The organism is Citrobacter sp. 50677481 (assembly GCF_001463265.1).
Classification (GTDB): domain Bacteria; phylum Pseudomonadota; class Gammaproteobacteria; order Enterobacterales; family Enterobacteriaceae; genus Citrobacter_A; species Citrobacter_A sedlakii.
In genome coordinates this window covers 67,283-93,445 of the sequence record NZ_LNHZ01000036.1, presented here as the reverse complement: position 1 = coordinate 93,445, position 26,163 = coordinate 67,283, and the positions used below count along the sequence as shown (strand labels likewise).

Sequence of the window (26,163 nt, the reverse complement as noted above, 5' to 3'; positions counted from 1 at the left end):
CTATCCTCGTAAAGTCGCGGTTAAACCTTTCGCGCAGGCGTACTGCTGCGCATAGGCAAGCAGTTCTGGCGCATCCAGCGGTTTTTCCGGCGCGTTGTAGGGTTGATTGAGTAAGTGATATTTGTTGATGCCCAGCGTGTGATAGGGCAGAAAGTGAATTTCGCGAACGCGCAGCGTGTCGGCGGCAAAATCGGTGATGGCTTCGATCGCTTCTTTGTCGGCGTTAAATCCCTGAATCAGTGGGACGCGGATAATCATCTGCTTACCCGCCGCCGCGACCCGCTTCAGGTTGCCCAGCACCCGCGCGGCGCTGCCATCGGTCCACTGTTTGAACGGCGCCTCGGCGACGTGCTTCAAATCGGCGAGGAATAAATCAACGTATTCCAGCGAAGGCGCAATGTACTTCCACGGGACATGCAGGCAGGTTTCAACTGCGGTATGGATCCCTGCTTCATGGCTGGCTTTCAACAGCGAAGCGGCAAGAGCCGGTTGCATAAAGGGTTCGCCGCCGGAAAGGGTGATGCCGCCGCCGCTGCGATCGTAAAAGGGTTTGTCGCGCAGCACGGTAGCCATAATGTCGTCCACGTTCCGTTCTTCGCCACAAACCGTCAGGGCCTGAGTCGGACAGCAATCGTTCAGCGCGGCGATCTGTTTTTCGGTAAGATTTTCACGGTGGATCACAAGGCCATTCAGCGCGCGTTCGATCACGGCTGGCGCAGCCTGGGCGCACAGCTGGCAGCCGTCCAGACACAGGCGCGGATCAAACAGCAGATCCGGCGTGCGCGACCGGCTTTCCGGATTCTGGCACCAGCGACAGCCCAGCGAGCAGCCCTTCAGGAACACGACGGTGCGGATGCCGGGACCATCGTGGGTTGAATAACGCTGAATATTAAAAATCATAACCGGCCTCACTTGTTTCGTATAAAGATTAAAATACTTTCGAATGAAAGTTATATTGACGTGTATCAACTAACATGGCGGTTTTATCGTGGTATCTTGGTTTTAAGCTAACGATCAGTTTGAGGAATAGGTATGGAACTTTATCTGGATACTTCCGACGTTGAGGCCGTTAAGGCACTGGCGCGGATTTTCCCTCTCGCGGGCGTGACCACCAACCCGAGTATTGTCGCCGCAGGCAAAAAACCGCTGGAGGTATTGCTGCCTGAATTACGTGATGCGATGGGCGGTCAAGGGCGTCTGTTTGCCCAGGTGATGGCGACGACGGCGGAAGGGATGGTCAGCGATGCGCGCAAGCTGCGTGGGATCATTGCGGATATCGTGGTCAAAGTTCCGGTAACGGCGGAAGGGCTGGCGGCGATTAAATTGCTGAAAGCGGAAGGCATTCCGACCCTCGGCACGGCAGTGTACGGCGCGGCGCAAGGGCTTCTCTCCGCCCTGGCGGGGGCAGAGTATGTCGCGCCATACGTTAACCGCATGGATGCGCAGGGAGGGGACGGGATCCAGACCGTGACCGATCTCCAGAACCTGCTGAAAATGCACGCTCCTCAGGCGAAAGTGCTGGCGGCGAGCTTTAAAACCCCGCGTCAGGCGCTGGATTGCCTGCTGGCAGGCTGTGAGTCGATCACCCTGCCGTTGGACGTTGCGCAGCAGTTGATCAGCTATCCGGCAGTGGATGCCGCCGTCGCCAAATTTGAGCACGACTGGCAGAGCGCGTTCGGTCGTACCTCAATCTGATCCCAGGCCGGCTGGGGCGTAAGCCTTATCCGGCCTCATAGCAGTCCGGTCCAGACAAACATGCGCATGGCGCGCCAGCGTTACAGCGCGACGTTTTCCTAACGCTCGAGTCCCTGTGCGCCAGTGGGTCGTCACCGGGACGTATGTTATTTCCCGCACACTTCGCAGGTTGGATTGCGCATCAGTTTCATTTCGCGAAACTGGCAGGTCATCGCGTCGTAGATGACAATTTTGCCGCGTGCGGGCTGTCCATAACGCGCCAGCAGTTTTATTGCCTCCATTGCCTGTAGCGAGCCAATCACGCCAATCAGCGGCGCCATGACGCCCGCTTCGACGCAGGTGAGGGCGTTTTCGCCAAACAGGCGGCTCAGACAGCGATAGCAGGGTTCGCCTTCCTGATAGGTAAAGACGCTGATCTGACCCTCCATGCGGATTGCCGCGCCGGATACCAGGGGAACCCTAGCGGCAAAGCAGCCCGCGTTGAGCTGGTTGCGAACGGCGACATTATCGGTACAGTCCAGCACCAGATCGTGTTTAGCGATAAGCGCGCTAAGCGCTGTGTCATCCAGCAGAGCGTTGATCGGCGTAATCGTAATGTGTGGATTAATCCGTTGCAGCGCCTCCCGCGCAGACTCAACTTTAGCCTGCCCGATCGTCGCGTCGCTGTGCAGGGTCTGACGCTGCAGGTTGGACAACGACACGGTATCGAAATCCAGTAGCGTCAGTTGTCCGACGCCTGCGCTTGCCAGATATTGCGAGGCGGCGCAACCGAGTCCGCCGAGCCCGACGATCAGTACTCTGGCCGCCTTCAGCGCTTCCTGACCGTCAAAATCGAAGCCGCGCAGGATGATTTGCCGGTTGTAGCGCAGCATCTCCTGGTCGCTGAGTTCCGCCATTACAGGCCCCCAAACAGTGCGTTAAACGGCTCGACGTCCACCCATTCGCCGGCCTCCACATTCCCGCGCTCGCGCTCCAGCACAATGAAGCAATTTCCTTGGCTGAAGGAGCTAAAAATATGCGAGCCCTGGTGTCCCGTCGTGCTCACTTCCAGCTCGCCGTTTGCGTTGCGCTGTAACACGCCGCGCTGGAAGTCGAGACGTCCCGGCGTTTTTTTCAGACGCGAGGCGGTGCGGACCCGCTGACGGGGCGGTAAGCCGCTGGCGTTGTTACCGCTCAGTTTCGCCAGCAACGGTTGCACCAGCTGGTAAAACGTCAGCGCTGCGGAGACGGGGTTGCCCGGCAGGCCACAGAACCAGCTGTTGCTGAGCTGACCGAACGCGAACGGTTTGCCTGGCTTGATCGCCAGCTTCCAGAAAGCGATCTCGCCGAGTTCTTCCAGAATGGTTTTGGTGTAATCCGCTTCGCCAACCGATACGCCGCCGGAACTGATAACCACGTCGGCCTGGCTGTCGGCTTCAATAAACGCCGCGCGCAGGGCGTTCGGGTCGTCGCGAATAATCCCGAGATTGATCACCTCACAACCCAGTTGTTCCAGCATCAGGTGCACCGCCAGGCGGTTGGTGTCATAAATTTGCCCCTCGCCGAGCGGCTGACCCGGCAGCTGCAGTTCATCCCCCGTGGAAAACAGCGCAACGCGCACTTTACGCACCACCGGCACCCCGGCAATGCCGAGCGACGCCAATACCGGCAGCTCTGCGGTGGTCAGGCGCGTACCGACAGGAAATACCACCGCGTTTTGGCTGATATCTTCTCCGCGACGGCGAATATTTTGCCCGGCGCGAACGTCAGCGGTAAACCGAATACCGCTGTCCGTTTGTTCGGTGTGCTCCTGCATTACCACCGCCTCACAGCCTGCGGGAACCGGCGCGCCGGTCATAATGCGAATGCAGCTTCCGGCGGGCCAATCACCGTCAAACGGCTGACCGGCAAAGGCTTTACCGGCGACGGGCAGGGGGTGCCCGGCAGCGAGGTCGGCGAGGCGTACGGCGTAACCGTCCATTGCGGAATTATCAAAGCCCGGCACGTCCAGCGGCGAGACCACATCGGTGGCCAGAATACGACCAAAGCACTGCACCAGCGGCAGCGTCTCAACGGCGGTAAGCGGGGTCACACGCGACAGCATATTGGTAAGCGCCGTTTCCAGCGGCATCAGTCCGGCGGTAAATTCCATGAAAACACTCCTGCGGGGCAAACTCGAATCCGTCTATTATGTCAGAAAATGGCGGGGGACTGTATGCTCCCTCGGACGTAGCCTGCGTCCTGAACCTTTACATGCCAAACGCATCTTTCTATATTCAAAAATCGAATCAATAACTCTACGAAATTCTGATATTTGTAGAAGACGGATGATAATCATGGGCAAAGCAGTCATTGCAATTCACGGCGGCGCTGGCGCTATCTCGCGCGCACAGATGAGCCACGAGCAGGAGTTACGCTATATCCAGGCGTTGTCTGACATCGTAGCGGTCGGACAAACGATGCTGGAAGCAGGAGAAAGCGCACTGGATGTGGTGACGGAGGCCGTGCGGTTGCTTGAAGAGTGTCCGCTGTTTAACGCGGGCATCGGCGCGGTATACACCCGCGACGCCACCCATGAACTGGATGCCTGCGTCATGGACGGTAACACCCTGAAAGCCGGGGCGGTGGCGGGCGTCAGTCATCTGCGTAATCCCATTCTCGCCGCCAGGCTGGTGATGGAACACAGTCCCCATGTCATGATGATTGGCCCTGGCGCGGAAGCATTTGCTGCCGGACTGGGGATGGCGCGTGTCTCCCCGGAAATTTTCTCGACGCCGGCACGTCTGGAACAGCTTCTGGCCGCGCGCGCCAGCGGTGAAACGCGGCTCGACCATAGCGCCGCGCCGTTGGATGAAAGTAAAAAAATGGGCACTGTTGGCGCGGTGGCGCTCGATTTACAAGGTAACCTGGCGGCGGCAACCTCGACGGGCGGCATGACCAATAAACTGCCAGGACGCGTGGGCGACAGCCCGTTGGTCGGCGCGGGCTGCTATGCCAATAATGCCAGTGTGGCGGTGTCCTGTACCGGCACCGGGGAAGTGTTTATTCGCACGCTGGCCGCCTATGACATTGCCGCGTTGATGGAGTACGGCGGCCTGAGTTTATCCGAAGCCTGCGAGCGCGTGGTGATGGAGAAATTACCGGCATTGGGCGGCAGCGGAGGGCTGATCGCCGTTGATCATGAAGGGAATGTCGCGTTGCCCTTTAACAGTGAAGGCATGTATCGCGCCTGGGGCTACGCGGGCGATACACCAACCACCGGAATCTACCGGGAACAAGGGGATACCGTTGCCACACAGTGATGAGCTTGCCGCCAGCGATGTACTGGCGGTCAGCAAACTGACCATTGCCTTTCGGCACGAGCAGCAACGCGTCGAGGCGGTGCGGGATCTGTCGTTTCGCCTCAAGCGCGGCGAGACGCTGGCGATTGTCGGCGAATCCGGATCGGGAAAATCGGTAACCGCGCTGTCGCTGATGCGGCTGCTTGAGCAGTCCGGCGGAGAAGCGCACAGTGAACAGATGCTGCTGCGCCGACGAAACCGCGACGTGATTGAGCTGGGGGAGCAAAGCGCCTCGCAGCTGCAGCGCATTCGCGGCGCCGATATCGCGATGATTTTTCAGGAGCCGATGACCTCCCTCAACCCGGTGTTTACCGTAGGCGAGCAGATCGCCGAGTCGATCCGTCTGCATCAGGGGCTAGGGCGGGAAGAGGCGATGGCGGAAGCTAAACGCATGCTCGATCAGGTTCGCATTCCTGAAGCAAACGCGATTCTGTCGCGCTATCCCCATCAACTTTCCGGCGGGATGCGCCAGCGGGTTATGATCGCGATGGCGCTCTCCTGTCGTCCGGCGGTGTTGATCGCCGACGAACCGACAACCGCGCTGGATGTCACTATACAGGCGCAGATCCTGCGCCTGATCAAGGTGTTGCAGCAGGAGATGTCGATGGGGGTGATTTTCATCACGCACGATATGGGCGTGGTGGCCGATGTCGCCGACCGCGTACTGGTGATGTATCAGGGCCAGGCGGTAGAAACCGGCGATGTTCAGCATATTTTCCGTGCGCCGCAGCATCCCTACACACGGACGCTCCTGGCGGCAGTACCAACACTGGGCGCGATGCAAGGGTTGCCTTATCCGCGCCGCTTCCCGCTCATTTCCCATGACGAACCGGATACCTGCGAGCCGCCGACGGATCAGAATACGGTGGTGGACGGCGAGCCAATATTGCAGGTGCGCAATCTGGTTACCCGTTTTCCCCTGCGTAGCGGCATCCTGAACCGCGTGACGCGGGAAGTACATGCGGTTGAAGACGTCAGCTTCGATCTCTGGCCGGGCGAAACCCTGTCGCTGGTGGGGGAGTCCGGCTGCGGTAAATCCACAACCGGCCGGGCGTTGCTTCGGCTGGTGGAAAGCCAGTCCGGCGAGATTATTTTTCAGGGGCAGCGTATAGATAACCTGCCTGCCCGCAAGCTGCAGTCTTTGCGGCGTGATATTCAGTTCATCTTTCAGGATCCTTATGCCTCGCTCGATCCCCGCCAGACCGTAGGGTATTCCATTGGGGAACCGCTAAGAGTACATGGGGTGCTTGAGGGGGACGCGGCGGCAAAAAGAGTGGCGTGGCTGCTGGAACGGGTTGGGTTGCGCGCCGAGCACGCCTGGCGCTATCCGCATGAGTTCTCTGGCGGACAGCGCCAGCGTATCTGCATTGCCCGCGCGCTGGCGCTGAACCCGAAGGTGATCATCGCCGATGAGGCGGTTTCGGCGCTGGACGTCTCGATTCGTGGTCAGATTATTAATCTGCTGCTCGACTTACAGCGGGAAATGGGCATTGCTTATCTGTTTATTTCGCATGATATGGCGGTGGTGGAGCGCATCAGCCACCGCGTCGCGGTCATGAACAGGGGGCGTATTGTGGAGATAGGGCCGCGCGCAGCGCTGTTTGAACATCCGCATCATCCCTACACGCGCAAGCTGATGGCGGCGGTTCCGGTGGCTGACCCCGGGCGGCAACGACCGCAACGCGTGTTGTTATCGGACGAACTTCCCAGCAATATTTATCGACGCGGGGAGAGGGTGGCGCCTGTTTCATTGCAGTTAGTCGGGCCAGGGCACTATGTCGCACGTCCGCAACAAGAAAATGCGCTTTCGCGCTTATAACAATCAGGCAGGGTACAGGAGAAAAATTATGACAACATTCGTTCCCCGGCAGTGGCTATTGGCTCTCGGCGCGGCCTCCGTACTGGCCGCCACGCCCGCGTTTGCGGCGAAAGACGTCGTGGTGGCGGTAGGTTCCAATTTCACCACGCTCGATCCTTACGATGCGAATGACACCTTATCGCAGGCGGTCGCTAAATCTTTTTACCAGGGGCTGTTTGGACTGGATAAAGAGATGAAGCTGAAAAACGTGCTGGCGGAAAGCTACACCGTTTCCGATGACGGCCTGGTGTATACCCTAAAACTGCGTCAGGGCGTGAAGTTCCAGGACGGAAGCGACTTTAACGCCGACGCGGTGAAAGCGAACCTCGATCGCGCCAGCAACCCGGATAACCGACTTAAACGTTATAACCTGTATAAAAATATCGCTAAAACGGAAGTGGTTGATCCCGCGACCGTAAAAATTACCCTGAAGCAGCCTTTCTCGGCGTTTATCAACATTCTGGCGCATCCGGCAACCGCGATGATTTCGCCGAAAGCGCTGGAAAAATATGGCAAAGAGATCGGCTTTCATCCGGTCGGGACCGGGCCTTACACGCTTGAAACTTGGAACCAAACCGATTATGTGAAGGTGAAAAAATTCCCCGGTTACTGGCAAAAAGGGTTACCGAAGCTCGATACCATTACCTGGCGTCCGGTAACTGACAACAATACCCGCGCGGCGATGCTGCAAACCGGCGAAGCGCAGTTTGCGTTTCCTGTTCCTTACGAGCAGGCCGCGCTGCTAGAGAAAAACAAAAATTTGCAACTGGTGGCCAGCCCGTCGATCATGCAGCGTTATATCAGCATGAACGTGACGCAAAAACCGTTTGATAACCCGAAAGTGCGTGAGGCGTTGAACTACGCCATTAACCGCCAGGCGTTGGTGAAGGTGGCGTTTGCTGGCTATGCGACCCCGGCGACCGGAGTGGTACCGCCGTCCATTGCCGGGGCGCAAACCTACACGCCGTGGCCTTACGATCCGGCAAAAGCGCGTGAGCTGCTGAAAGAGGCCGGATACCCGAACGGCTTTAGCACCACGCTGTGGGCTTCGCACAATCACAGTACCGCCCAGAAAGTGCTGCAGTTTACTCAGCAGCAACTGGCGCAGGTGGGCGTTAAGGTTCAGGTGACGGCGATGGACGCCGGACAGCGCGCAGCGGAAGTGGAAGGTAAGGGGCAGAAAGAGAGCGGGGTGAGGATGTTTTACACCGGCTGGTCGGCTTCTACCGGCGAAGCGGACTGGGCGTTGTCGCCGCTGTTTGCCTCGCAAAACTGGCCGCCGACGCTGTTTAACACCGCCTTTTACAGCAATCAACAGGTAGACCGCGATCTGGCGCAGGCATTGAAAACCACCGACCCGCAGGAGAAGGCGCGGCTGTATAAAGAGGCGCAGGATATCCTCTGGCAGGCGTCGCCGTGGATCCCGCTGGTGGTAGAAAAACTGGTTTCGGCGCATAACAAAAAGCTGACTGGCTTCTGGATTATGCCGGATACGGGCTTCAGCTTTGACGACGCCGACTTGCAATAAGCCACCCCGGGAATCTGATGCTTAACTATATTCTCAAGCGCTTGTTGGGGTTGATTCCGACGCTGTTTATTGTGGCGGTGCTGGTTTTTTTATTCGTCCATCTGCTCCCCGGCGATCCGGCGCGGTTGATCGCCGGGCCGGAAGCCGACGCGCAGGTCATCGAACTGGTGCGTCAGCAACTGGGGCTTGACCAGCCGCTGCATGTCCAGTTCTGGCATTACATGACCAACGTGTTGCGCGGCGATTTTGGCCTTTCGATGGTCTCCAGGCGACCCGTTTCCGAGGAGATTGCCAGCCGTTTTATGCCTACGCTGTGGCTGACGCTCACCAGTATGGCGTGGGCGGTTCTGTTCGGCATGGCCGCGGGTATTGTCGCCGCTGTCTGGCGCAACCGCTGGCCCGATCGCCTCAGCATGACGCTCGCCGTTACCGGGATCTCCTTTCCGGCCTTTGCGCTGGGGATGCTGCTGATGCAGGTGTTTTCCGTCGGGCTGGGCTGGCTGCCGACCGTGGGGGCCGATAGCTGGCAGCACTATATTTTGCCGTCAATCACCCTGGGCGCAGCGGTGGCGTCGGTGATGGCGCGCTTTACCCGCGCGTCCTTTGTCGATGTGTTAAGCGAAGATTACATGCGCACCGCGCGGGCGAAAGGGGTGAGTGAAACCTGGGTGGTGCTCAAGCACGGACTGCGCAACGCCATGATCCCGGTCGTCACCATGATGGGGCTGCAGTTTGGCTTTTTGCTCGGCGGTTCCATCGTGGTGGAGAAGGTCTTTAACTGGCCGGGGCTGGGGCGTCTGCTGGTGGATTCGGTGGAAATGCGGGATTACCCGGTGATACAGGCCGAAGTGCTGTTATTCTCGCTGGAGTTTATTCTTATCAACTTAGTGGTGGATGTGCTCTACGCAGCCATTAACCCGGCTATCAGGTACAAGTAAGGATGCGATTACGTCACTGGCGCCGTCAGGCGATATTGAACGCGATGCCTCTGGTGAAACCGGAGCGGGTGCGCACGCCGTGGTACGAATTCTGGCGGCGCTTTCGTCGCCAGCATGCGGCGCTGATTGCCGGTCTGTTTGTGCTGGCGCTGATTGTGGTGGCGGTGTTTGCCCGCTGGCTGACGCCGTTTGATGCGGAAAATTATTTCGACTACGACCGGCTCAACGAAGGTCCGTCGGCGCTGCACTGGTTCGGCGTGGACTCGCTGGGCAGGGACATCTTCAGCCGGGTGCTGGTCGGCGCGCAAATCTCCCTCGCGGCGGGGGTATTCGCTGTGCTGATCGGCGCGGCGATCGGTACGGTGCTGGGGCTGCTGGCGGGCTACTATGAAGGCTGGTGGGATCGGCTGATTATGCGCATCTGCGATGTGTTGTTCGCCTTTCCCGGCATTCTGCTGGCGATAGCCGTGGTGGCGGTGCTCGGCAGCGGCATTGCTAACGTGATTATCGCCGTGGCGATATTCTCGATCCCGGCCTTCGCGCGCCTGGTACGTGGCAATACGCTGGTGTTGAAGCAGCAAACATTTATCGAGTCGACCCGAAGCATTGGCGCCAGCGATGCGACGATCCTCTTCAACCATATTCTGCCCGGAACCGTTTCGTCGATTGTGGTGTTTTTTACCATGCGCATAGGGACGTCGATCATTTCGGCGGCAAGTCTGTCGTTTCTTGGTTTAGGGGCGCAGCCGCCGACGCCGGAGTGGGGCGCGATGCTTAATGAAGCGCGAGCGGATATGGTGATCGCGCCGCACGTGGCGCTGTTCCCGGCGGTGGCGATATTTTTGACGGTACTGGCGTTTAACCTGTTAGGCGATGGACTGCGGGACGCGCTGGATCCGAAAATTAAAGGGTAAGCGAGGGGAAGGGACCGGTGTTGACCGGATGCGACATAGATGGCGCATCCGGCAATCCTGAGGGGCAAACGTTAAACCCGGGAACCCCACAAATCATATTCGTCGGCGTTTTCCACCTTAACGCGAATCACATCGCCGGGCTTCACGTGGGTCTCACCGTTCAGGTAAACCGCGCCGTCAATTTCCGGTGCGTCCGCCATGCTGCGGCCGATCGCGCCTTCCTCGTCCACCTCATCAATGATGACCAGTATCTCGCGGCCCACTTTCTCCTGCAGGCGTTCGGCGGAAATCTGTTGCTGTAGCTGCATAAAGCGGTTCCAGCGCGCTTCTTTTACCTCTTCCGGCACCTGATCCGGCAGCGCGTTCGCGCCTGCGCCCTCGACCGGGCTGTATTTGAAACAGCCGACGCGGTCGAGGCGCGCTTCTTTCAGGAAGTCGAGCAGCATCTGGAAATCGTCTTCCGTCTCACCCGGGAAACCGACGATAAACGTCGAACGCAGCGTCAGTTCCGGACAGATTTCACGCCACTGTTTGATGCGCGCCAGCTGGCGGTCAACGGAACCCGGACGCTTCATGAGCTTTAGAATGCGCGGGCTGGCGTGCTGCAACGGAATATCCAGATACGGCAGGATTTTGCCTTCCGCCATCAGTGGGATCACGTCATCGACATGTGGATACGGATAGACGTAATGCAGACGCGTCCAGATGCCGAGCCTGGACAACTGCTCGCACAGACTCACCATGCTGGTTTTCACCGGCTCGCCGTTGTGGAAACCGGTGCGGTGTTTCACGTCCACGCCGTAGGCGGAAGTGTCCTGGGAAATCACCAGGATCTCTTTTACCCCTGCGTCGACGAGGCGTTTGGCTTCGCTCAGTACTTCGCCAATGGGACGGCTGACAAGATCGCCACGCATGGACGGAATAATGCAGAAGGTGCAGCGATGGTTACAGCCTTCGGAAATTTTCAGATAGGCGTAGTGACGCGGGGTCAGCTTCACGCCCTGTTCCGGCACCAGGCTCAGGAACGGATTATGCTTCGGTTTGGGCACGTAATGATGGACGTGTTCCAGAACCTGCTCATAGCTGTGCGGTCCGGTAATTTCCAGCACTTTCGGATGGACTTCGCGGATCTGATCTTCTTTCGCGCCCAGACAGCCTGTCACGATCACTTTGCCGTTTTCATTCAGCGCTTCGCCGATGGCTTCCAGCGACTCCTGCACGGCGCTGTCGATAAAGCCACAGGTATTAACGATGACCATATCTGCATCGTCATAGCTCGGGACAACGTCGTAACCTTCAGTGCGCAGTTCCGTCAGGATACGTTCTGAATCGACAAGGTTCTTCGGGCAGCCAAGAGAGACAAAACCAATCTTTGGCTGCAGGGAGGGATTTCGGGTTTGTGACATGCTGATTTACTCACGTTGCATCAATGGCGCGGGATTTTAACGGCATAGTGGCGGAAATTATACAGGAATGTGCGCGTCCCGACAGAATAGTTATTAGCGGCGGCGAAAACGCCCTGGCTCAGCGCTGCTGAGGGAGGTCAGATGTACTATTAACATTGTAAATAATGTTAATTCCCGGTGAATTATTGATCTCCGGCAGCTTTTTGAGCAAAAAACGACCATACTATAAAATTGCACTATGGTTGCAAAAAGGAGGAACGAAGTATGTTCGTTGACAGACTGAGAACCGATCTGCTGAATAAGCTGATCAACGCCAGGATAGACCTCGCTGCGTATCTGCAGCTACGGAAGGCGAAAGGATACATGTCAGTCAGCGAGAATGATCATCTACGTGATAACTTTTTCGAACTGAACCGTGAGCTGCACGATGAATCGTTGCGCTTCACTTTGCATCTCGACCAGGAAGAGTGGGATGCTTTGCACCGTGCCGAAGGGGCGCTGGCCGCTGCTGCCGTGTGCCTGATGAGCGGACATCATGACTGTCCGACTGTCATTGCCGTCAACGCAGATAAACTCGATAACTGCCTGACGACGTTAACGCTGAGCATTCAGAGTCTGCAGGCCAACTCAACGGCTGAATATGCCTGAAGCCAGTTCTGGAAACCTGTCTGTAATAAGGGGGAGGATGCTCCCCCTTCATATTAAGTTTTTGTAAAAATCGCCGCGTTATGTTCCTTGCTGACTACGCTTTAACCCAGAGCCATCAAGGAGGCGTTATGCGTCTATCGCTTATCCCGTTTATCCCCGCACTGTTATTTTCAGCGTTAGCGCAGGCCGCCCCCCCCGCGGTCAACGTTGAGGTATTGCAAACCAAACTGGACCACCCGTGGGCGCTGGCGTTCCTGCCGGAGGATACCGGTATGCTGATCACCCTGAAGGGGGGTCAGCTACGTCACTGGCAGGCGGGAAAAGGGCTTTCCGACCCGCTGGCGGGCGTCCCTAAGGTCTGGGCGAACGGTCAGGGCGGTCTGCTGGACGTGGTGCTGGCGCCGGACTTTGCCGAAACGCGGCGTGTCTGGCTCAGCTATGCGGAAGCCGACGCGGAGGGTAAAGCAGGCACGGCGGTCGGCTTCGGGCGGCTCAGCGACGATCTTTCGCGGCTGGAGAACTTCCAGACCGTATTCCGCCAGATGCCCAAACTGTCCACCGGTAATCATTTCGGCGGCCGTCTGGTGTTTGACGGTAAGGGACATCTGTATATTGGTCTTGGCGAAAACAATCAGCGACCCACGGCGCAGGATCTCGACAAACTTCAGGGCAAAGTGGTGCGTCTTACTGAGCAGGGTGAAGTACCGTCTGATAACCCGTTTGTCAACAAGGCGGGGGCGCGTCCAGAAATCTGGTCTTACGGGATCCGCAACCCACAGGGGATGGCGATGAATCCGTGGAGTCAGGTACTGTGGCTGAATGAGCACGGCCCGCGTGGCGGTGATGAGATCAATATCCCAGAGAAAGGCAAAAATTACGGCTGGCCGCTGGCTACATGGGGGATCAACTACAGTGGCTTTAAGATCCCGGAAGCAAAAGGGGAAACGGTGGAAGGCACCGAGCAGCCGATTTTTTACTGGAAGCATTCCCCGGCAGTCAGCGGCATGGCGTTTTACAACAGCAACACGTTCCCGCAGTGGAAGCAAAAGGTGTTTATCGGCGCGCTGAAGGATGAAGATGTGATCGTCATGAACGTCGACGGGGATAAGGTCAGCGAAGAGGGACGCATTCTGGGTGAACGGGGTCAGCGCATCCGCGACGTGCGCGTCGGACCCGACGGTTATCTGTATGTTCTGACCGACGAGTCCGACGGCGAGCTGTGGAAAGTTAGCCCGCGTAGTTAGCGCATAATCCGCCTGAGTACGCGGTTAGCCTGCTGTTCAAATTCGCTGGCCGCTTCATCGATCGTTGCTTTTCCATGGTCGATGTTTTCCCGTGCGGCGGTAAAGAGAGCGATAATTTGCGGATCTTCCAGCCACGGCATAACCGGCGAGTGGTTCGGTAGCGCCGCGGACTGCTGGAGTCCGGTGACCACCGGATCGTCGTCTTTTAATACGCCGGCGTCGCGCAGAATTTTCTCGCCTGCCGCACTCAGCGGAACGCCACGTTCCAGCCCGGTCGCCAGCACACCCTCGGGCTGACTCATCAGAAAATCGATCAGCATTGCCGCTTCCTGAGGGTGTTTGCTGTGTTTACTAATAGAGAACATGAGCGCGGTTTTATTAAATTGCCCGGCATCTTTTGCGCCTTCACGCATCGGATATGGCCCCATTACCAGATCGGACGGATTGGGGAGATTCTGTGATTCCGCTGGATACAGCACATTCCAGTTATAAATACCGGCCCATTCACCGTTGATCCACGGCTTCATTTCGTAATAGACCCCTTTACCGTAGGCCGCCAGCTCTTTGGCATCCGGGATGACGTGCTGGTCGGTCAGTTGCTTATAGAAGGTAAAGGCTTCCACCAGCTCCGCATGACTCCAGGCGATTTTGCGCCGTTGCTCATCAACCATGGGCTTTTGGTATTTTTGATACAGCCAGGAACGCAACAGCAGCAACCCGTCCTGTTCTGAAAGGATCAACGGATAATAGTTATCGCCGAGCTTCTGTTTGAAAACCGGTCCGGCCTTCAGCAGTTCATCCCAGGTTTCAGGAAACGCCACGCCCGCTTTTTTCCATGTCGCCGCGTTGTAATAAAACAGCATGACGTTTGCCGAGACGGGAATCGCGTTAATTTTGCCCTTGACGGTGGTGGTCGCCAGCGAGGCGGGAGAATACTGGTCCAGCCCAATCGGCCCGCTGAGCTGGCGGAGATCGTAAAAACCCTCGCCGTTTTTCGACAGCAGGGTCAGCCAGTTCCAGTTGGTTTGCATAACGTCGGCTTCCGTGCCGCTGTTCATTTGCGTGGTGAAACGCGAATAGTAACCGTCCCAACCGGTATATTCCGCTTTCACCTTAATACCGGGATACCTGGCCTCGAATGCGTCCAGCGCTTTCAACGTGGCCTGATTACGTACTTTCCCGCCCCACCAGGCAAAGCGAATCTCTACCGGTTTAGCGGACCAGGCGCTGGCGGCGGCGCTCAGACCGCAGCAAACCAGCAGAAATAACAGTGATTTTCTCATCGTAAACGTTCTCCATGTTGATTTATGTCCGGCTATTGCGCTGCTGCCGACGAGAATCAGTAAGTTGTTTCACCAGGCGCATTTCCTCTTCGCGCCATGGCGTGCCGTCCGGTTTCAGCACATCGTGAAACCAGAGCGACTGCGGGTCAGGATGGCATTTATTGACCCCAGGCCAGGGGATCCAGGTTTGCGTTTTGCCCTGCACCAGCCCCCAGTGATAGCAGCCGGTATCGAAGGCGCTGAACAGCGGCAGTTGCTCGCTGAAGACACACTGGGTGTGGCGGGAAAGCCATTCGGTGCAAAGCACCGGACGGCCGTAGCGGGAAAGGGTATGCAGAAGCGATGCCTGGGTTGCTGCTGGCGCGTAGGCGTGATAGCTGATGATATCCGACAGCGCTATTGCGGCAACGTCAATGGGATGTTCAAGGGTGCCCCAGACATCATGCTCAACGTGCCAGGCGGCAGCGGTCAGCGGCTGTGAGGGGCTGGCGCTCCGCGCCCAGCTAAAAACCTTGCGCAGCAGTCGCAGGGCGTGTTCTTCCAGTTCCACATCCACTTCCGCATAGTCGGTGGGGGAGACGAACACGCCACGGTTGCCCGGTTCGTTGTACAGGTCCCAGATGGCGATGCGCCCGTCGTTGGCGAAACGGGTAATGATATCGCAAACATAGGCTTCCACCTGTGGCCACGGGTCAGCAGACATCACTATCTCCCGGCCCGGGCTGGCGGCGGCCTGGCTGTTATGTACGCCGGGAGTGGGCGCTTTTTGCGGTCCATACCACGGCTCGTCGCCGGAAAAACCACAGTCGTCCAACAGCGTCAACATCACCTGCATATTGTGGCGCGCGGCAACGTTGAGAAAAGCGTCAATACGCGCCATCAACCCGTCCCGGTCATGCTGCCAGACCACATACGGCAGATTAGTACGCAGTGCGTTGTAACCGTATCGTTCCGCCCACGCCAGCTCCTGTTCAATTACCGGTAAATCAAAGGTCTCAGCCTGCCACATTTCGTTCCAGTTAACGGCGGTCCGTGGAAGATAGTTGAATCCGCAGGCCCAGCCGTGCTGCGCAAACCATGCCTGCGCCTGGCGAATAGTCCATTGTTGTTGCATCGTTTTTCTCCTTGCTAATATTATTAGCTAATTTTTATTAACTTTATTTCAGATGCAATCACGGCGCGAGGAATCTGCAAAGGCGTTCACAAATTAACGCCGGGGAGAGTGTGGTATAGTCTGGCGAGGCAGAAGGAGTTGATATGCAAAAGAAGAATAAAATAACCATGAGTGATATTGCCCGCGAAGCGGGGGTATCACAGGCTACCGTGTCGCTGGTTCTGAATAACAGCCGCAGCATTCGCTTAAGCGAGGCCACGCGCGAGCGCGTGTTTCAGGCCGCGCGGCTGTTGGGTTATCAAAAACTGACGGTAGCGCATCGCCAGGAAGGGCAGGAGGAAATCGCCCTGCTGGTCAGCGGGATGCCGGGCTACGACCCCTTTGTCGACGCGTTAAGCGAGGCCAGCAGCACCGCCTGGCAGCATGACATGCTGCTTAGCGTCTATGATTACGGTGATGACGTTGAACTGGCGCGGCATATTTTGCAACAGCTTGCCCAGCGCCACTGCGCGGGCGTTATTTTTGCCAGTCCGGTTACCCGGGTCTTTGACTTTTCCCCGTTCAGACATGCCGTTCAGATGCCTGTGGTCCTGCTGAATCAGTACGATCCGACGCGTCCTCTGTTGCCTACCTTCTTGCCGGATGATAAGGCTAACGCCTGTCAGGTGACACAGCATTTGCTCGATCAGGGCGTGACGCGTATCGCGCATATCATGGGCGACGAATGGATGGACGCCAGTCGGTTACGTCTGGAAGGTTACCAGCAGACCCTCGGGGCCGCGGGCATTCCTCTGGAAGAACAGCTTGTTCGCCAGACAGACTGGTCGCTGAACGCAACCTATCACGCCACCCAGGCGTTGATGCAGTTGCCTCAGCCGCCTGAGGCCATTTTTTGCGCCAGCGACTGGATGACGTTGGGCTGCTATCAGGCGCTGGCGGCGATGGGCGTGAAGATCCCCGACGATATACTGGTGTGCGGTTATGACGATCAGCGCATTTCACATCAGCTCACCCCGCAGCTTACCAGCGTTCAGCTGGCCTATAACGAGCTGGGGAAAATGGCGGTGGAATATTTATGTCAGGGCGATGATAACGCGACGCACTGTAGGCTGGTGGGTAAACTTCAGGTACGCGGCAGTAGCCTGCGTACCGGAAAAGGGCCGGGGCGAAAAGAATCTTAACCGGCCTGATTGCGCGCATTAACTTACCGGGATCATCACCGTTTTACGAAACGCCGGGCGTTCGGCAAGCTGCTGATACCAGCGTTCGAGGTGCGGGCGCGGGGTCCTGGTCAGGCCGACGTTAAACAGGTTATAGACGAACGGCGCGATGGCGATGTCGCCCAGGCCGAACGCATTTCCCGAAAACCAGGTGTGATTCGCCAGTTCTGCATCAAGAATCGCAAACAGCTCATCACAGCGTTTGGCGCCGGCATCAATTACGGCCTGGTCGCGCTGCTCCGGTGGGGTGCGCACCAGGCCCATCAGCACCACGCGATGCGCCGGGCTGAGCGTCTGGTTCGCCCAGTCCATCCATTTTTCACCCTCAGCGCGGCGCGCAGGCGCATCGACCCACAGGCGTTTCTGTCCATACTGCGCCGCCAGATAACGCACGATTGCGTTGGATTCCCAAAGCACAAGATCCGTTTCATCGTCACGCAACAGAGGCACCAGCCCGTTCGGATTCATCGCCAGATAATCGGGATCCTGATTCACACCAAACTGGCCTCCCGCCAGGATATGGCTAAACGGTAATTCCAGTTCTTCGAGCGTCCATAACACTTTCTTGACGTTGGTTGAGTTATTGCGACCCCACAGCGTAATCATAATTACCCCTCACAAAATGGACAGCCTCCGGGCTGCGTTCGTCTTCCATGGTGAGATAAACCTAACATTTACGCAACAGTCTGCAAAAAAAACGCCCCGGTTGCAGCGTGACGGGGCGTTATTGCATAAACTTTAAAAACTTTACCAACTTACGGTTCCCTTACGCTTCTTAGTGCGTTATTACTCACCGCACTTATTATACGGTGGTATGACGTATATTTTTTTGAATGGATACTCGGGTGGCATTTATGACGTATTTATCTTCTTCCCTCCGTAATATCGCAGCGGGTTCAGCCCTGTTATTCCTTTTCGCGCCAACCGCAATGGCGGCGGAACAGACCATTGCCGCGCCTGCCGTGGATGCGCGCGCGTGGATTTTAATGGATTACGCCAGTGGTAAAGTGCTGGCGGAAGGTAACGCTGACGAGAAGCTGGACCCGGCGAGCCTGACGAAAATCATGACCAGCTACGTTGTCGGGCAGGCGCTGAAAGCGGGCAAAATTAAGTTGACCGATATGGTGACCATTGGTAAAGACGCATGGGCGACCGGCAACCCGGCGCTGCGCGGCTCGTCGGTCATGTTTCTTAAGCCTGGCGATCAGGTGGCGGTATCTGACCTGAATAAAGGGGTGATCATCCAGTCCGGCAACGACGCCTGTATTGCCCTGGCGGACTATGTCGCCGGCAGCCAGGAATCGTTTATCGGTCTGATGAATGCTTATGCGAAAAAGTTGGGGCTGACCAACACTACGTTCCAGACAGTTCACGGCCTGGATGCGCCGGGCCAGTTCAGTACCGCGCGCGACATGGCGCTGCTTGGCAAAGCGTTGATCCACGATGTGCCGGAAGAGTACGCCATCCATAAAGAAAAAGAGTTTACCTTTAATAACATCCGCCAGCCTAACCGTAACCGTCTGCTGTGGAGTTCCAGTCTCAACGTTGATGGTATGAAAACAGGTACCACGGCGGGCGCGGGGTATAACCTGGTGGCATCGGCAACCCAGGGCGATATGCGCCTGATCTCGGTGGTGTTGGGGACCAAAACCGATCGCATCCGCTTTAACGAATCGGAAAAACTGTTGACCTGGGGCTTCCGCTTCTTTGAGACCGTGACGCCGATCAAACCAGACGCCACTTTCGTCACCCAGCGCGTCTGGTTTGGCGACAAGAGTGAAGTCAACCTGGGCGCTGGTGAAGCCGGGTCGGTGACCATCCCGCGCGGACAGCTGAAAAACCTGAAGGCCAGTTTTACCCTGAATGAACCGCAGCTCACCGCGCCACTGAAAAAAGGTCAGGTTGTCGGCACCATCGACTTCCAGCTTAACGGGAAATCCATTGAACAACGTCCGTTGATGGTCATGGAAAACGTCGAAGAGGGCGGCTTCTTTAGCCGGATGTGGGATTTCGTGATGATGAAGTTCCACCAGTGGTTTGGCAGCTGGTTCTCTTAAAACGCCAGAAGGCCGGAGAAACGCCGTCTCCGGCCTGATTTAGTACATCACCTTTATCCGCTGCGCTTTGGCGAAGTGGATAAATTCATCGTCGGGACAGCGGTCGCTGACTATTGCGTCAAAGCGTTTCAGATCGCCCATTCGCGCCGGGCGCACTTTGCCGAATTTACTGTGATCCACCACCAGGACATGACGCTGCGCCATCGACATCGCCCAGTGCTTCACCGGTAATTCTTCCAGGTTAAAACAGGTCGCGCCTTTGCTGATATGTACCCCTGCGGCGGAATAAAAGGCAATGTCCGGACAGATATTGTTCAACGTTTCCTGCGCGTCAAGCGGCTTGAAAATGGCGTTGCTGGCATGAAATTCACCGCCGCAAAGAATGGCGCGGCACAGCGGTTTTTCCTGCAGCGCGAGAAAGGTATTCAGTGAATAACAGACCGCGGTGAACGGTGTGTCGTTATCGATCGCTTCGATGATCCACGGCGTGGTGGTGCCGCAGTCAAAAAACAGCGTTTGATGAGGCTGAACCAGTTCTGCCGCCAGGTGCGCCGCACGCCGCTTTTCTTCGACCAGGCGAGACTTTTGATCGCTTAACAGGTAATGGCTGGCGCTGCGGGGCTCCAGCACAATATAGCCGCCCAGCAGCACGACCGGCGCGCTACGGCTATTCAGGTCGCGACGAATTGTCATTTCAGAAACGCCCAGCAGGGTCGCGGCTTCCTTGAGATGAAGTTTATCGCTGCGTTTCAGTGCCTGCAGCAGTTGACCAATACGCTCATCGCGACGAGTTTCCATAATTCCCCTGGACGAATAAATAAGCACGCTGCTGATAGCAGAGTGCTTAATATTACTCTTTTTCCCCCGGTTTAGTCACGCACCCAGCCTTTGCGAATGGGCAGGGCAAAGCAGAACCGATAGGCATTTTGCAGCCCGCGATACAGAGCCGCGCCGTATTTTTGCCAGATCATCTGCGCGTTCAGACAGCCAATCATCCCCGCCAGCAGTCCGCCGAGCATATCAAGCGGCCAGTGAACGCCAAGATAAATGCGGGACCAGGCGATGGTGAGCGCCAGCGCCATCAGGATGACGCCGGACCACAGGCGATGCCAGAAAAGAAACGCCAGCGCAAAGGTAAAAATGACCGTTCCGTGATCGCTTGGATAAGAGTCGTCCGCCGCATGGGGAAGATAGTGGTAGCCCACGCCTTCCGCAAACGGGCGCTCGTGGGGGAACAGGTACCCCATCAGCCAGGAGACCAACAGGCTTACCGCCAGCGCCAGCGTCATTTTGACAATCAGTTGGCGCTGGGCGCAAACCTGGCCGCGCGGCCCCCAAAGCCAGAGCGCTACGGCGGCGAGGGGCACGATACCGATCAGATCTTTTGCGATAAAGATAGCGAGGGAAATCATCCAGGACGCCGAGTCCGGCGTAGCGTTAATTAACGAGAACAATGAATAGTTTATATTTTCCAGCATAACTTCCAGACTCAGTGCGTTGACGTAATAACCTGTGCAGGAACGAGAATAAAATTGGCGATCCCACGGGTAAAGCGGCATTGTCCTATTCACCTGTTAAATGAGGTGTTTTTAAGACATTAACGCCTGTTAATCGCTCATGATAAAGCCGCTAACGTAGACTGACCTTAAACCAACGGTGGCGGTAGAGATGAGACGGTAAAAATGTGCGCAATTTACTTTCGCTGCGCATAATTCACTATCTCCGGTGGCGCAGTTTCATTACACTTTGCGCGATTTTTAACTGGCGATGAGATTGCATGCAAAACCGTTTACAACAAGGTGCCCGGCTTGGACGTCAGGCGCTGCTTTTCCCCCTCTGTCTGGTGCTCTACGAATTCTCAACCTATATCGGTAACGATATGATCCAACCCGGCATGCTGGCGGTGGTGGCGCAGTATCAGGCGGGGATTGACTGGGTACCGACATCCATGACCGCCTACCTGGCGGGCGGCATGTTTCTGCAGTGGTTGTTAGGGCCGCTGTCGGACCGTATTGGCCGTCGGCCGGTCATGTTAGCTGGCGTGGTATGGTTTATTGTCACCTGTCTCGCCACGCTGCTGGCGCAAACGATCGAACAGTTCACCCTGCTGCGTTTTTTGCAGGGCATCAGTTTATGTTTCATTGGTGCGGTAGGTTATGCGGCGATACAGGAGTCGTTTGAGGAAGCGGTGTGTATCAAGATCACCGCGTTAATGGCCAACGTCGCGCTGATCGCGCCGCTATTAGGTCCGCTGGTTGGCGCGGCCTGGGTGCACGTTCTGCCGTGGGAAGGGATGTTTGTGCTGTTTGCCGTACTGGCGGCGATGGCGTTTTTTGGACTGCAACGGGCGATGCCTGAAACGGCGACGCGCATCGGCGAGCCGCTTTCGTTAAAGGCGCTCGGACGTGATTACCAGCAGGTCATGAAGAACGGGCGCTTTGTCGCTGGCGCGCTGGCGCTCGGATTTGTCAGTTTGCCGCTGCTGGCCTGGATTGCGCAGTCGCCGATTATCATTATCAGCGGTGAACAGCTCAGCAGTTATCAATATGGCCTGCTGCAGGTGCCGATTTTCGGCGCTCTGATTGCCGGAAATCTGGTGCTGGCGCGTCTGACTTCCCGCCGCACGGTGCGTTCGCTGATTATCATGGGCGGCTGGCCGATTGTGCTGGGGCTGATTCTTGCCGCGGCGGCAACGGTGGTTTCATCCCATGCTTATCTGTGGATGACCGCCGGGCTGAGCGTCTATGCGTTTGGTATTGGTCTGGCGAATGCCGGGCTGGTACGTTTGACCCTGTTTGCCAGCGACATGAGCAAGGGCACTGTTTCCGCGGCGATGGGGATGTTGCAAATGCTCATTTTCACCGTCGGCATAGAGGTCAGCAAATATGCTTATCTGAGCGGTGGAAACGGATTGTTCAGCCTGTTTAACCTCACTAACGGTATTCTTTGGCTGCTGCTGATGGCGATCTTCCTGAAAGATAAACGGGTCGGGAACACCCGGGAAGGATAACGCCTTGATGCCTGATGGCGTTGCGCTGGCCTGGAGAGCAAAAATTGACAGGCTGTAAGACGCAAAGCGTTGCCATCAGGCTTTCATCAGATCTTAATGAAACGGCGCTTCGTTGTTTAACACCTTATCAATAATATCCAGCACACCTTCCTCGTTATTCGAACCCGCGCGGTATTTCGCCGCGGCGGCCACCCCTTTCCCCGCATGTTCCATCGCAAAGCTAAAGCCTGCCTGGCGCAGCATTTCAATATCATTACCGCCATCGCCGAAGGCCACCACTTCGCTGTCGTCAATGCCCCAGCGCTGCTGTAGCAACCGCAAACCGTTGGCTTTGTGTACGCCCGGGATGATCAAATCGATACTGCCGTAGCCGGTGTGGACCGGCACCATGATATCGCCGATAGCCTCATGCAGCGCGCGCTGGACCTGCGGGATTTTGTCATCTGAAATATTCAGGCCGAATTTGAAAAACACATCGTTAATATTGTCGAAGCTGTCAACGAATTCGAGTCGGTGATAGTACATACCTGCCATCGTTTTCATCGCATCGCTATAGGTTTTCAGGGTATAGGCGCTGCTTTTTCCGCAGGCGATAATGTCGACATCGCGCCGGGTCAGCAGATGATCAACGATGGCGCTAAACGCCGCTTTCGGCAGTTCGCCATTAAAAACATCTTCACCTTCACTGACCACCCAGCCGCCATTTTCCGCGACGAAGGCAATCTCATTGGCTATCTCTGGAAAGAAAGAGATAAGCTGGTAATACTGGTTGCCGCTGGCGACCACGAAACGAATCCCTCGTGCTTTCATCTGCGCGTACTGCCTCAGAAAGCGTTCGCGGTTATAGGTTTTCCGATCGCTCAGAAAGGTGCCGTCCATATCCACAGCAATTAACTTAATAGCCATTTATCCCTTCTCCGTCGCAGTTTGCGTTGTTGATTCCGGTTTGGCGACCGCTCTCGCCACGATTGCCGCCAGTAGCACCAGCGCCAGCACCACCAGCATGGCGCTGCGCAGTCCGTAGTGCTCACCGAGATAGCCTAACAGCGGCGGTCCAACCAGGAACGCCAGATAACCCGTCGTTGCCACAACGCTGACGCGGGTTGGCGCGTCCGGACCCGTATCGCTGGCGGCAGAGATGGTCAACGGGAAGCCCAGCGATGCGCCGAGTCCCCACAATATGACCGAAACGCCCGCCACCCAGGCGCTGTCGACAAAAATGATCAGCCCGATGCCGAGCGCGCCCATCAGCGCGCTGGCACGAACAACCGCCACGCGACTGTAGCGATCGATAAACCAGCCGCCAGCAAAGCGTCCGACGGTCATACCGAGGGTAAAGCCAGCGTAAATCAACGAGCCGGACGTCGGACTGAAGCCGTGGCCGTCAACCATCAGCAGCGGTAGCCAGTCATTCGCGGAACCTTCGGCAAAGGCCATTGCCAGCACCACGACGCCGATAAGCAGCAGTTGCATATCACGCCAGAAGGGAACACCTTTTGCCTGAGGCGTTGAACCGTCGCTGGCGTTTTTGCCCGTGCCGTCCGGAATTGCCCGAATAGCAATAAAAATCGGGGCGATGGCCACCAGAGAGGCCAGTAATATGTGCGTGGTCGCCGCCACGCCAAAAGCGGTTAAAAACATCCCCACGCCTGCGCCAGCCAGCGTTCCAAGGCTGTAAAACCCGTGCATCATTGGCAACACGGTCTTATTCATCTCACGTTCAACCGCCGCGCCTTCGATGTTAATCGCCACTTCCGCCGATCCAAAACTGGCGCCGAACACGCCTAATCCCAGCGCAAACAGCAGCGGCGAGGCGAACCCTAACGCGAGACACAGCACTAACATTCCCAACACCGCGCAGGACATAGTGGTGCGGATCACGTTGCGGGTGCCAAATCGTTTCACCAGCCAGGCCGAACAAAGGATGCCGCTCATCGAACCAATGGACAAACCAAACAGGACGGCGCCCATTTCCGCCGTTGAGACGGAGAGCGTGTCGCGAATCGCTGGCGTACGCGTCGCCCAGGAAGCCATCAGCAGGCCGGGCAAAAAGAAGAACATAAACAGCGCCCAGGTTCGGCGTTGCAGGGCTTTACGTGAGGAAAGGGCAGTCATTAAGTTCACATCGTTAATGAAGGACAGGAGACAACATTAGCAATAAAGTGTACATTTGTACATAAACCCGTTCTGAGGAAAAAATGTGCGACGTGCTAATGACCCACAGCGGCGAGAGAAAATTATTACGGCCACGCTTGAGGCGGTAAAAGAGCACGGCATTCACGCCGTCACGCATCGCAAAATCGCGGCGATTGCCGGTGTTCCGCTGGGATCGTTAACCTACTATTTTTCGGGTATCGATGAGCTGCTCACTGAGGCATTGAGTCAGTTTACCGATACCATGTCTGAGCAGTATCAGGCCTTCTTTGCCGACGTGAGCGACGCGCAGGGCGCCTGTCTGGCTATTACCGGGATGATCCACAGTTCGCAGGTCACCACGCCGGAAAACATGGCGTTGATGTACCAGCTTTACGCTTTCGCCAGCCGTAAACCGGCATTAAAAACGGTGATGCAAAACTGGATGCAGCGCAGCCAGCGTACGCTGGAACAGTGGTTTCCCCCCGGCACTGCCCGCGCGCTGGACGCGTTTATTGAAGGGATGACGCTGCACTTCGTGACCGACCGCACGCCCCTGTCGCGGGAGGAAATCCTGCTAATGGTGAAGCGCATAGCGGGAATAGTGTAAGCATGTCGGAAGGGATCGCGGCTGGAGTTTTAAGTAATAAAAACACTTTATTACCACTCCACGGAAAATGGGGCTCCATAGTTATCGTGACCATTCGGATCTGCATAAATGCTTTAGTCGCAAGAGGCAAAAAAGCATTATGCAGAGCAAAGAGTGTCGGGTATTAGCAAAACGTCTAACGATCTAACTCTTGATATATAGCATAGATACCCTCTGTCTTAAATTCACCATGGGCACAATGGATTGCTTTTTTTTGCTCATTCAAAATGTACTTTCTGACTTTCCTGGAATAGTGTATTGTTAGCATAAACCCCAATGGCAACCATAATAAAATAAACATTGTCAGAGGAACAAAAGAGTACATGAAAAACTTATCTTTATTAAATTTTTTTATGGATTTTTCGATATAATTTATTCCGTCTTGCGTGGTTAACAGACTGCATAAATTTTCTTTGTTTTCGATCGTAAGTGCATTGTATTGCCTGGTGCTAGTTGGTGATTTTTGTAAGCAGTCATCAGCAGAAATAGTCCAGTTTGCAGGAGCGAATATTGTCGCTGATGTCGCCATTTTTTTTGATATGTAAAATGCTTCGCCAGTTTTTTTCCAGTAAAGTAATGCCGTATCGGGTGGGGTCTTATAAGTTTGAATAAGTGCAGGCATGAAAAAGTAAACTGCAAGTATGAAAATAAATGAAAACGCAATTGTGATTATTTTCTCTGGCCAACCAGGGGCAGGTAAATTTTTTAAGGGGATGGTTATAAAGAATACGTTTAGTATAAATGCGGGGACACCAGACTTTTTTAATATCTCATTATGTGATTTTCTGTATTGAAAAAGTGCACCTATTAATTTGCATATAAGAATGACTGCGCCGATGATAGAAATCCATGCAGCGGCTGTTGCCGCAGGTGAGCTTAAAAATTCGGCATTGAATATGTTAAGAGGGGCAGAACTAACAGAACTCATAAAATCTCCAGAGGGTTGTTTTTATCCTTCAATCAATTTGTACCATCCAGAGCATAATTTTCAAGAGCTTATGAATTGATTAGCTGTTGCAATTATTTCATATAGATATGCAGCGGAGCGGGGTTATGCACCTTTTCACAAATTTTATCTGTCCTGGTTCTGTCATCGGTGTGGGCCAGAAAAACGGGCGGAGCATGGCAAAAAACCAATAGGGTTTA

24 protein-coding genes are annotated in these 26,163 nt (G+C 55.9%); 12 read left to right on the top strand and 12 right to left on the bottom strand.

Annotated features, from left to right (window positions below; genetic code table 11):
* The gene (locus APU02_RS09285; RefSeq protein ID WP_060569897.1) at nt 1-900 is read right to left on the bottom strand and encodes a glycyl-radical enzyme activating protein; all 900 of its coding nucleotides are present in this window, start codon (nt 898-900) and stop codon (nt 1-3) included.
* A 132-nt stretch (nt 901-1,032) separates the two neighbouring features.
* Between APU02_RS09285 and fsa the strand changes: the two genes are divergently transcribed.
* Nucleotides 1,033-1,695, top strand: coding sequence for a fructose-6-phosphate aldolase (fsa, locus tag APU02_RS09280; RefSeq protein WP_060569896.1), 663 nt, complete (start codon nt 1,033-1,035; stop codon nt 1,693-1,695).
* Between the two features lie 146 nt (nt 1,696-1,841).
* Here fsa and moeB read toward each other — a convergent pair whose 3' ends face one another.
* Complete coding sequence (gene moeB / locus APU02_RS09275; protein ID WP_060569895.1) at nt 1,842-2,591, bottom strand: molybdopterin-synthase adenylyltransferase MoeB; 750 nt, start codon at nt 2,589-2,591, stop codon at nt 1,842-1,844.
* A complete protein-coding gene (gene moeA / locus APU02_RS09270) occupies nt 2,591-3,826 on the bottom strand; it encodes a molybdopterin molybdotransferase MoeA (RefSeq protein WP_042285012.1) in 1,236 nt (411 codons plus the stop codon). Before moeA ends, moeB begins: the two co-directional genes overlap by 1 nt.
* Before the next feature lie 184 nt (nt 3,827-4,010).
* On the opposite strand from moeA, the gene iaaA reads away from it, so the two are divergent.
* The 5 genes from iaaA to gsiD are packed head-to-tail and all read left to right on the top strand — an operon-like array spanning nt 4,011 to nt 10,253.
* The gene (gene iaaA, locus APU02_RS09265) at nt 4,011-4,976 is read left to right on the top strand and encodes a beta-aspartyl-peptidase (protein WP_042285009.1); all 966 of its coding nucleotides are present in this window, start codon (nt 4,011-4,013) and stop codon (nt 4,974-4,976) included.
* The gene (gene gsiA, locus APU02_RS09260) at nt 4,963-6,834 is read left to right on the top strand and encodes a glutathione ABC transporter ATP-binding protein GsiA (protein ID WP_060569894.1); all 1,872 of its coding nucleotides are present in this window, start codon (nt 4,963-4,965) and stop codon (nt 6,832-6,834) included. The genes iaaA and gsiA overlap by 14 nt, the downstream gene beginning before the upstream one ends.
* A 28-nt stretch (nt 6,835-6,862) precedes the next feature.
* Nucleotides 6,863-8,401 carry a glutathione ABC transporter substrate-binding protein GsiB gene (gene gsiB / locus APU02_RS09255; protein ID WP_060569893.1) on the top strand — a complete coding sequence of 513 codons (1,539 nt, stop codon included), beginning with the start codon at nt 6,863-6,865 and terminating at the stop codon, nt 8,399-8,401.
* 17 nt (nt 8,402-8,418) lie between these two features.
* Nucleotides 8,419-9,339: a glutathione ABC transporter permease GsiC gene (gene gsiC, locus APU02_RS09250; RefSeq protein ID WP_060569892.1), complete on the top strand. Its 921-nt coding sequence runs from the start codon at nt 8,419-8,421 to the stop codon at nt 9,337-9,339.
* Nucleotides 9,340-9,341: 2 nt separating this feature from the next.
* The gene (gsiD, locus tag APU02_RS09245; RefSeq protein WP_060569891.1) at nt 9,342-10,253 is read left to right on the top strand and encodes a glutathione ABC transporter permease GsiD; all 912 of its coding nucleotides are present in this window, start codon (nt 9,342-9,344) and stop codon (nt 10,251-10,253) included.
* A 71-nt stretch (nt 10,254-10,324) separates the two neighbouring features.
* Here gsiD and rimO read toward each other — a convergent pair whose 3' ends face one another.
* Nucleotides 10,325-11,659: a 30S ribosomal protein S12 methylthiotransferase RimO gene (gene rimO, locus APU02_RS09240; RefSeq protein ID WP_042285002.1), complete on the bottom strand. Its 1,335-nt coding sequence runs from the start codon at nt 11,657-11,659 to the stop codon at nt 10,325-10,327.
* 264 nt (nt 11,660-11,923) lie between these two features.
* On the opposite strand from rimO, the gene bssR reads away from it, so the two are divergent.
* Together bssR and APU02_RS09230 are read left to right on the top strand one after the other, a co-directional pair.
* Nucleotides 11,924-12,307, top strand: coding sequence for a biofilm formation regulator BssR (bssR, locus tag APU02_RS09235; RefSeq protein ID WP_060569890.1), 384 nt, complete (start codon nt 11,924-11,926; stop codon nt 12,305-12,307).
* A gap of 128 nt (nt 12,308-12,435) precedes the next feature.
* Entirely contained in the window at nt 12,436-13,551 is a 1,116-nt protein-coding gene (locus APU02_RS09230) for a PQQ-dependent sugar dehydrogenase (RefSeq protein WP_060569889.1), read from the top strand.
* Here APU02_RS09230 and APU02_RS09225 read toward each other — a convergent pair.
* Nucleotides 13,548-14,834: an ABC transporter substrate-binding protein gene (locus APU02_RS09225; protein ID WP_060569888.1), complete on the bottom strand. Its 1,287-nt coding sequence runs from the start codon at nt 14,832-14,834 to the stop codon at nt 13,548-13,550. The genes APU02_RS09230 and APU02_RS09225 overlap by 4 nt on opposite strands.
* 22 nt (nt 14,835-14,856) lie before the next feature.
* On the bottom strand, nt 14,857-15,948 hold the full coding sequence (locus APU02_RS09220; protein ID WP_042284995.1) for a cellulase family glycosylhydrolase: 1,092 nt from the start codon (nt 15,946-15,948) through the stop codon (nt 14,857-14,859).
* Nucleotides 15,949-16,091: 143 nt separating this feature from the next.
* Here APU02_RS09220 and APU02_RS09215 point away from each other — a divergent pair, with 143 nt between their 5' ends.
* The gene (locus tag APU02_RS09215; protein ID WP_060569887.1) at nt 16,092-17,129 is read left to right on the top strand and encodes a LacI family DNA-binding transcriptional regulator; all 1,038 of its coding nucleotides are present in this window, start codon (nt 16,092-16,094) and stop codon (nt 17,127-17,129) included.
* 18 nt (nt 17,130-17,147) lie between these two features.
* On the opposite strand, the gene APU02_RS09210 is transcribed toward APU02_RS09215, so the two are convergent.
* Nucleotides 17,148-17,774 (bottom strand): glutathione S-transferase family protein, encoded by a 627-nt coding sequence (locus APU02_RS09210; protein WP_060569886.1) that lies wholly within the window; start codon nt 17,772-17,774, stop codon nt 17,148-17,150.
* Nucleotides 17,775-18,022: 248 nt separating this feature from the next.
* On the opposite strand from APU02_RS09210, the gene dacC reads away from it, so the two are divergent.
* The gene (gene dacC / locus APU02_RS09205) at nt 18,023-19,225 is read left to right on the top strand and encodes a serine-type D-Ala-D-Ala carboxypeptidase (protein WP_060569946.1); all 1,203 of its coding nucleotides are present in this window, start codon (nt 18,023-18,025) and stop codon (nt 19,223-19,225) included.
* A 39-nt stretch (nt 19,226-19,264) separates the two neighbouring features.
* Here the strand turns inward: dacC and deoR are convergent, their stop codons facing one another.
* Nucleotides 19,265-20,023, bottom strand: coding sequence for a DNA-binding transcriptional repressor DeoR (gene deoR / locus APU02_RS09200; RefSeq protein ID WP_042284989.1), 759 nt, complete (start codon nt 20,021-20,023; stop codon nt 19,265-19,267).
* Nucleotides 20,024-20,094: 71 nt separating this feature from the next.
* Nucleotides 20,095-20,703, bottom strand: a complete 609-nt coding sequence (gene ybjG / locus APU02_RS09195) for an undecaprenyl-diphosphate phosphatase (RefSeq protein WP_060569945.1) — start codon at nt 20,701-20,703, stop codon at nt 20,095-20,097.
* Between the two features lie 299 nt (nt 20,704-21,002).
* Between ybjG and APU02_RS09190 the strand changes: the two genes are divergently transcribed.
* Nucleotides 21,003-22,235 carry an MFS transporter gene (locus tag APU02_RS09190; protein ID WP_042284986.1) on the top strand — a complete coding sequence of 411 codons (1,233 nt, stop codon included), beginning with the start codon at nt 21,003-21,005 and terminating at the stop codon, nt 22,233-22,235.
* A 93-nt stretch (nt 22,236-22,328) separates the two neighbouring features.
* On the opposite strand, the gene APU02_RS09185 is transcribed toward APU02_RS09190, so the two are convergent.
* Both APU02_RS09185 and APU02_RS09180 read right to left on the bottom strand, forming a co-directional pair.
* Nucleotides 22,329-23,141: a Cof-type HAD-IIB family hydrolase gene (locus tag APU02_RS09185; RefSeq protein WP_042284982.1), complete on the bottom strand. Its 813-nt coding sequence runs from the start codon at nt 23,139-23,141 to the stop codon at nt 22,329-22,331.
* On the bottom strand, nt 23,142-24,350 hold the full coding sequence (locus APU02_RS09180) for an MFS transporter (RefSeq protein ID WP_060569885.1): 1,209 nt from the start codon (nt 24,348-24,350) through the stop codon (nt 23,142-23,144). It lies immediately after the preceding gene.
* Between the two features lie 85 nt (nt 24,351-24,435).
* Between APU02_RS09180 and APU02_RS09175 the strand changes: the two genes are divergently transcribed.
* The gene (locus APU02_RS09175; RefSeq protein ID WP_042284976.1) at nt 24,436-24,978 is read left to right on the top strand and encodes a TetR/AcrR family transcriptional regulator; all 543 of its coding nucleotides are present in this window, start codon (nt 24,436-24,438) and stop codon (nt 24,976-24,978) included.
* Nucleotides 24,979-25,153: 175 nt separating this feature from the next.
* On the opposite strand, the gene APU02_RS09170 is transcribed toward APU02_RS09175, so the two are convergent.
* Nucleotides 25,154-25,945 carry a DUF6216 family protein gene (locus tag APU02_RS09170; RefSeq protein ID WP_042284974.1) on the bottom strand — a complete coding sequence of 264 codons (792 nt, stop codon included), beginning with the start codon at nt 25,943-25,945 and terminating at the stop codon, nt 25,154-25,156.
* Nucleotides 25,946-26,163 lie beyond the last annotated feature (218 nt).